The 3,907-nt window shown below is 64.7% G+C and carries 6 protein-coding genes and 1 pseudogene; all 7 read left to right on the top strand.

Annotated features, from left to right (window positions below):
- A pseudogene (locus C4301_RS09565) lies at positions 1 to 419 on the top strand (hypothetical protein); the annotation flags it as partial.
- Positions 416 to 1,057 carry an outer membrane lipoprotein carrier protein LolA gene (locus tag C4301_RS09560; protein WP_352414843.1) on the top strand — a complete coding sequence of 214 codons (642 nt, stop codon included), beginning with the start codon at positions 416 to 418 and terminating at the stop codon, positions 1,055 to 1,057. The pseudogene C4301_RS09565 and the gene C4301_RS09560, both read left to right, overlap by 4 nt.
- A 9-nt stretch (positions 1,058 to 1,066) precedes the next feature.
- A complete protein-coding gene (locus C4301_RS09555) occupies positions 1,067 to 1,921 on the top strand; it encodes a nitrilase-related carbon-nitrogen hydrolase (protein ID WP_352414842.1) in 855 nt (284 codons plus the stop codon).
- The gene (locus tag C4301_RS09550; RefSeq protein WP_352414841.1) at positions 1,918 to 2,760 is read left to right on the top strand and encodes an NAD+ synthase; all 843 of its coding nucleotides are present in this window, start codon (positions 1,918 to 1,920) and stop codon (positions 2,758 to 2,760) included. Before C4301_RS09555 ends, C4301_RS09550 begins: the two co-directional genes overlap by 4 nt.
- Before the next feature lie 9 nt (positions 2,761 to 2,769).
- Positions 2,770 to 3,222, top strand: a complete 453-nt coding sequence (locus C4301_RS09545; protein WP_352414840.1) for a nuclease-related domain-containing protein — start codon at positions 2,770 to 2,772, stop codon at positions 3,220 to 3,222.
- Between the two features lie 25 nt (positions 3,223 to 3,247).
- A complete protein-coding gene (locus C4301_RS09540; RefSeq protein WP_352414839.1) occupies positions 3,248 to 3,418 on the top strand; it encodes a hypothetical protein in 171 nt (56 codons plus the stop codon).
- The gene (locus C4301_RS09535) at positions 3,415 to 3,843 is read left to right on the top strand and encodes a CoA-binding protein (protein WP_352414838.1); all 429 of its coding nucleotides are present in this window, start codon (positions 3,415 to 3,417) and stop codon (positions 3,841 to 3,843) included. The genes C4301_RS09540 and C4301_RS09535 overlap by 4 nt, the downstream gene beginning before the upstream one ends.
- Positions 3,844 to 3,907 lie beyond the last annotated feature (64 nt).

Here is a 3,907-nt window from a genome sequence, read left to right as displayed (position 1 = left end):
GCCTTCGCCTTCCTTTTGGCGAGGCTTTGGGGCTCGAGCTTGCGCGGAATACCCCCTGGCGCCCCTCCTCCTTTGGCCTCCAGCCGGGGAGGGCGGCCTGGCTTTTGGAGGGGAGCTACGCCCTTCGGCAGGGGGCCCTCTTGGGGGCCGGGCTTTTCCCCTGGCCCTACGCCCTACTGGGCTACCGGGATGGAATCCTGGACTTCACCTTGCGCCTTGGGGGGATCAACCGCCTCGAGGCCGGGCTTTACTTAGGGGAAGCTAGCCTTTTCCTCATCCTGTCCTACCCCTTTGCGGGTAGCGTGGGGGCATGGCTGGGGGATCTGGGCCTGGAGGTGGGCCTCAAGGCGGCTTCTCCCCTAGGGGAGGACCGGGAGACCCTCTACGCCTGGGTCCGCTACGCCTGGAGGTGGCCGTGAAAAAATCGGGTCTCTTTTTGATCCTGTTCCTCCTCTCTTCCGTTTTCGCCCAGTCCGTTCAGGAGATCCTGGACCGGGTGGAGAAGAACCTCTCCACCCCCTGGCAGGCGGTGTTGAAGGGGCAGATCCTGGGCCCCGACGGAAGGCCCCAGGAGTTCCTGGCCCGGCTTTACGCCCTGCCCCAGGAGGAGATCTTCCGCATTGAGTTCGTCAAACCCGGCTCCTTGGCGGACAACTTTACCGTTTTGACCAAAAAGGAGGTCTGGAACTACCTGTACCTCACCAACCAGCTCATCAAAAGCCCGCGGGAAAGGGCTTGGATCCAAGGCCTGTTTGCCCCCGCGGAGCTGGGCAACCCTTCCGCCTTGGCCGGGAAACTGGACCTGAGGCTCATCGGGGAGGTAAGCACCCCCCAGGGGCTGGCGTACCGTCTGCGGGGGATTCCCAAGGAGGCGGGGGCGGGGTTTAAGGAGATGGAGGTCTATGTCCTGAAACCAGACCCCAGGCCTGTACGCTTCCTGATCCGGGACGAGAAGGGGGTGGTGGCGGACCTCGAGGTGGGGGAGTTCAAGCGGACCCCTCTGGACAAGGCGGCCCTCCTCCGGTACCCCAAGGACGCCCAGGTGGTGAGGCGGTAGACTGGGCTTGTGCGGCACGTCCTCCTCCAGTTCAAGCCGGAAAAGGGCCGTTTCAAGGAGAACCTGGCTCGGCTTTCTGGCCACCTGGCTTCGTTAAGGCCTCTAAGGCCCCAGGTGGTCGTTTTGCCCGAGGCGGCCCTTACGGGCTATTTTCTGCAAGGAGGGGTGCGGGAGCTCGCCCTGACGGGGGAGGAGCTTTATGAGGCGGTCCTTTCCGCGTATCGAGGGGCGGGCCTCGAGGAGGCTCTGGACCTGGTGGTGGGGTTTTACGAGCGAGACGGCGGGGCGTACTACAACAGCGCCGCCTACCTCGAGCTCCCCCACCGGATCGTCCACGTACACCGGAAGGTCTTCCTTCCCACCTATGGCGTCTTCGACGAGGAGCGCTACCTAGCCCGGGGAAGCCGGATTGCGGCCTTCAACACCCGGTTTGGCCGGGCGGGTCTCCTCATCTGCGAGGACTTCTGGCACAGTCTCACCTCGGCCATCCTGGCCTTGGACGGGGCCCAGATCCTCTACGTCCCTTCGGCGAGCCCCGCCCGGGGGTTTTACGGGAAGGTCCCGGACAATGTGGCCAGGTGGCGGGTTTTAGCCCAGTCGGTGGCCGGGGAGCACGGGGTCTACGTTCTCCTCTCCAGCCTGGTGGGGTTTGAGGGGGGGAAGGGGATGAGCGGAGGAAGCCTGGCCGTGGGGCCGGAGGGGCGGATTTTGGCCGAGGGGCCGCTGTTTGAGGAGGCGGCCGTGGTCTTGGACGTGGACCTGGACCGGATCCCCCCGGTCCGGTACGACAGCCCCCTTCTTTCCGACCTCCGGGCCACCTTGCCCCTTCTCTTGGACGACCTTAAACGGGTGGTGGAGCCATGAAGGTGTTCGAGGCCCAAAAGGCGCACGAGGTCTTGGAGCTGAACTGGGCTTTAGTGGCGGACTTCCTCACCCGGTTTATCCGGGAGGAGCTCGCCTGGCGGGGGTATCAGAAGGCCCTGGTGGCCGTCTCAGGCGGGGTGGACTCGGCCACCACCTTGGCCCTGGCGGTGCGGGCCCTGGGCGCGGAGAATGTGCACGCCCTGGCCTTGCCCCACCGGCAGAGCGCCCCCGAGTCCCTATCCCATGCCCGGCTTGTGGCCGAAACCTTTGGGGTGGGCCTCGAGGTGATCGAGATCACCCCCATGGTGGAGGGGTATGCAGAGAGGGTCCCTTCCATGACCCCGCGTAGGCGGGGCAACCTCATGGCCCGCGCCCGGATGATGGTGCTCTTTGACAAGGCCGAGGAGTACCGTGCCCTTCCTTTGGGGACGGGGAACAAGACGGAGCGGCTTTTTGGCTACTACACCTGGCACGGGGACGACTCCCCCCCCTTGAACCCCCTGGGCGACCTCTATAAGACCCAGGTCTGGCGGCTGGCGGAGTTTTTAGGGGTGCCCAAGGAGGTGGTCAAAAAACCTCCCACCGCCGACCTCGAGCCCGGCCAGACGGACGAGGCCGACCTGGGGGTGCGCTACCTCCGGGCGGATGTGATCCTCGAGCACTACCTGAAGGGCTACCCGGACGCGTACATCCAGGGTCTGGGCTACACCCTTGAGGAGATCCAAAGGGTTAAGGAAAGGGTCAACCGGACCCACTGGAAGCGGGCCCTCCCCACCGTGGCCCTCCTTTCCTCCACCGCCATCGGGGAGTTCTACCTTAGGCCTTTGGACTACCGTTAAACTCGAGGCGTGGCTAGAGCTAAGGGAAAAGCCGGAGGCACTCTACAGAAAAGGCTCTTGAGGGCGGCTTTGGCCCTATTGGGGCTTGGCCTTTTCACCTACCTCCTTGTCAAGCCCTTAGCCCCCTGGGCGGGCTTTCTGGCCCTTCCCCTGGCGGTTTTGGCCGTGGCCAAGCTCTTGCAGGATAAGGCGGTTGAAAGAACCCTGGTGGCCACGGCTCGAGGCTACCTGGGCGAGGCCCGGGTGGGGCGGGTTTTAGAGGGGCTCCCCGAGGGCTTCCGGGTCTACCACGATGTGGACCTCGGCGGGGAGAATGCGGACCACGTGGCGGTGGGCCTGGGGGGTTTTCAACGTGGGGGTCAAGAACTACTCCGGTCATATCCAGGCCCGTCCGGATGGGCTCTACGTGAACGGCAGGCGGAACGGCCAGGTGGTCCGCCAGGCCTGGCGTCGGGCGCATGAGCTGAGGGCTTGACTGGGGGTGGAGGTGGAGCCGGTCTTGGTCTTTGTGGGGGGCAAGCTGGAGGGGGAGGCGGTGGGGCGGCTAGCCGTTTTGCGGCCAAGGGACCTCCCTACCTTTCTAGCCCGCAAGCCCAGGCAGCTTTCCTACGGGGAGGCCCGGCGGATTTTTGAGCTTCTGGAAAGGAAGACGCGATGAACCTTAGAAAAATCCTGGAATCAGCCCGCACCATCGCGGTCCTGGGCGCCCATAAAGACCCTTCCCGGCCCGCCCACTACGTGCCCCGCTACCTCTGGGAGGCGGGCTATAGGATTCTGCCCGTGAACCCCCGCTTTGCCGGTGAGGTCCTCTTTGGGGAGGTGGTCCGGGCTTCCCTTTTTGAGCTTGCCGAGGCGTACCCTGGGGAGCCCGTGGATATCCTGGATGTATTCCGGAAAAGTCAGGCCCTGCCCGGCCACCTCGAGGAGATCCTCGCCTTAAGGCCGCGGCTGGTCTGGCTCCAGTCGGGGATCACCCACCCGGAAGTGGAGAATAAGCTGAAGGAGGCGGGGATCCCCGTGGTGGCGGACCGGTGTCTGATGGTGGAGCACCGGCGGCTTTTCCGAGGAGGCATCCCGCTTTGATGGAAGGGGACCTTAAAAAAGCCCTTCTCGACTGGTATCAGGCCACGGGCCGGGCCCTGCCGTG

Origin of the sequence: Thermus sp. (genome assembly GCF_040290245.1) — a bacterium.
Taxonomy (GTDB): Bacteria; Deinococcota; Deinococci; order Deinococcales; family Thermaceae; genus Thermus_A.
This window is presented reverse-complemented; position numbering and strand designations above follow the sequence as displayed.

Excerpts from the sequence above, each read along its gene's own strand:
- C4301_RS09550 (WP_352414841.1), top strand. The coding sequence starts at position 1,918 with ATGAAGGTGTTCGAGGCCCAAAAGGCGCACGAGGTCTTGGAGCTGAAC.
- C4301_RS09535 (WP_352414838.1), top strand. The coding sequence starts at position 3,415 with ATGAACCTTAGAAAAATCCTGGAATCAGCCCGCACCATCGCGGTCCTG.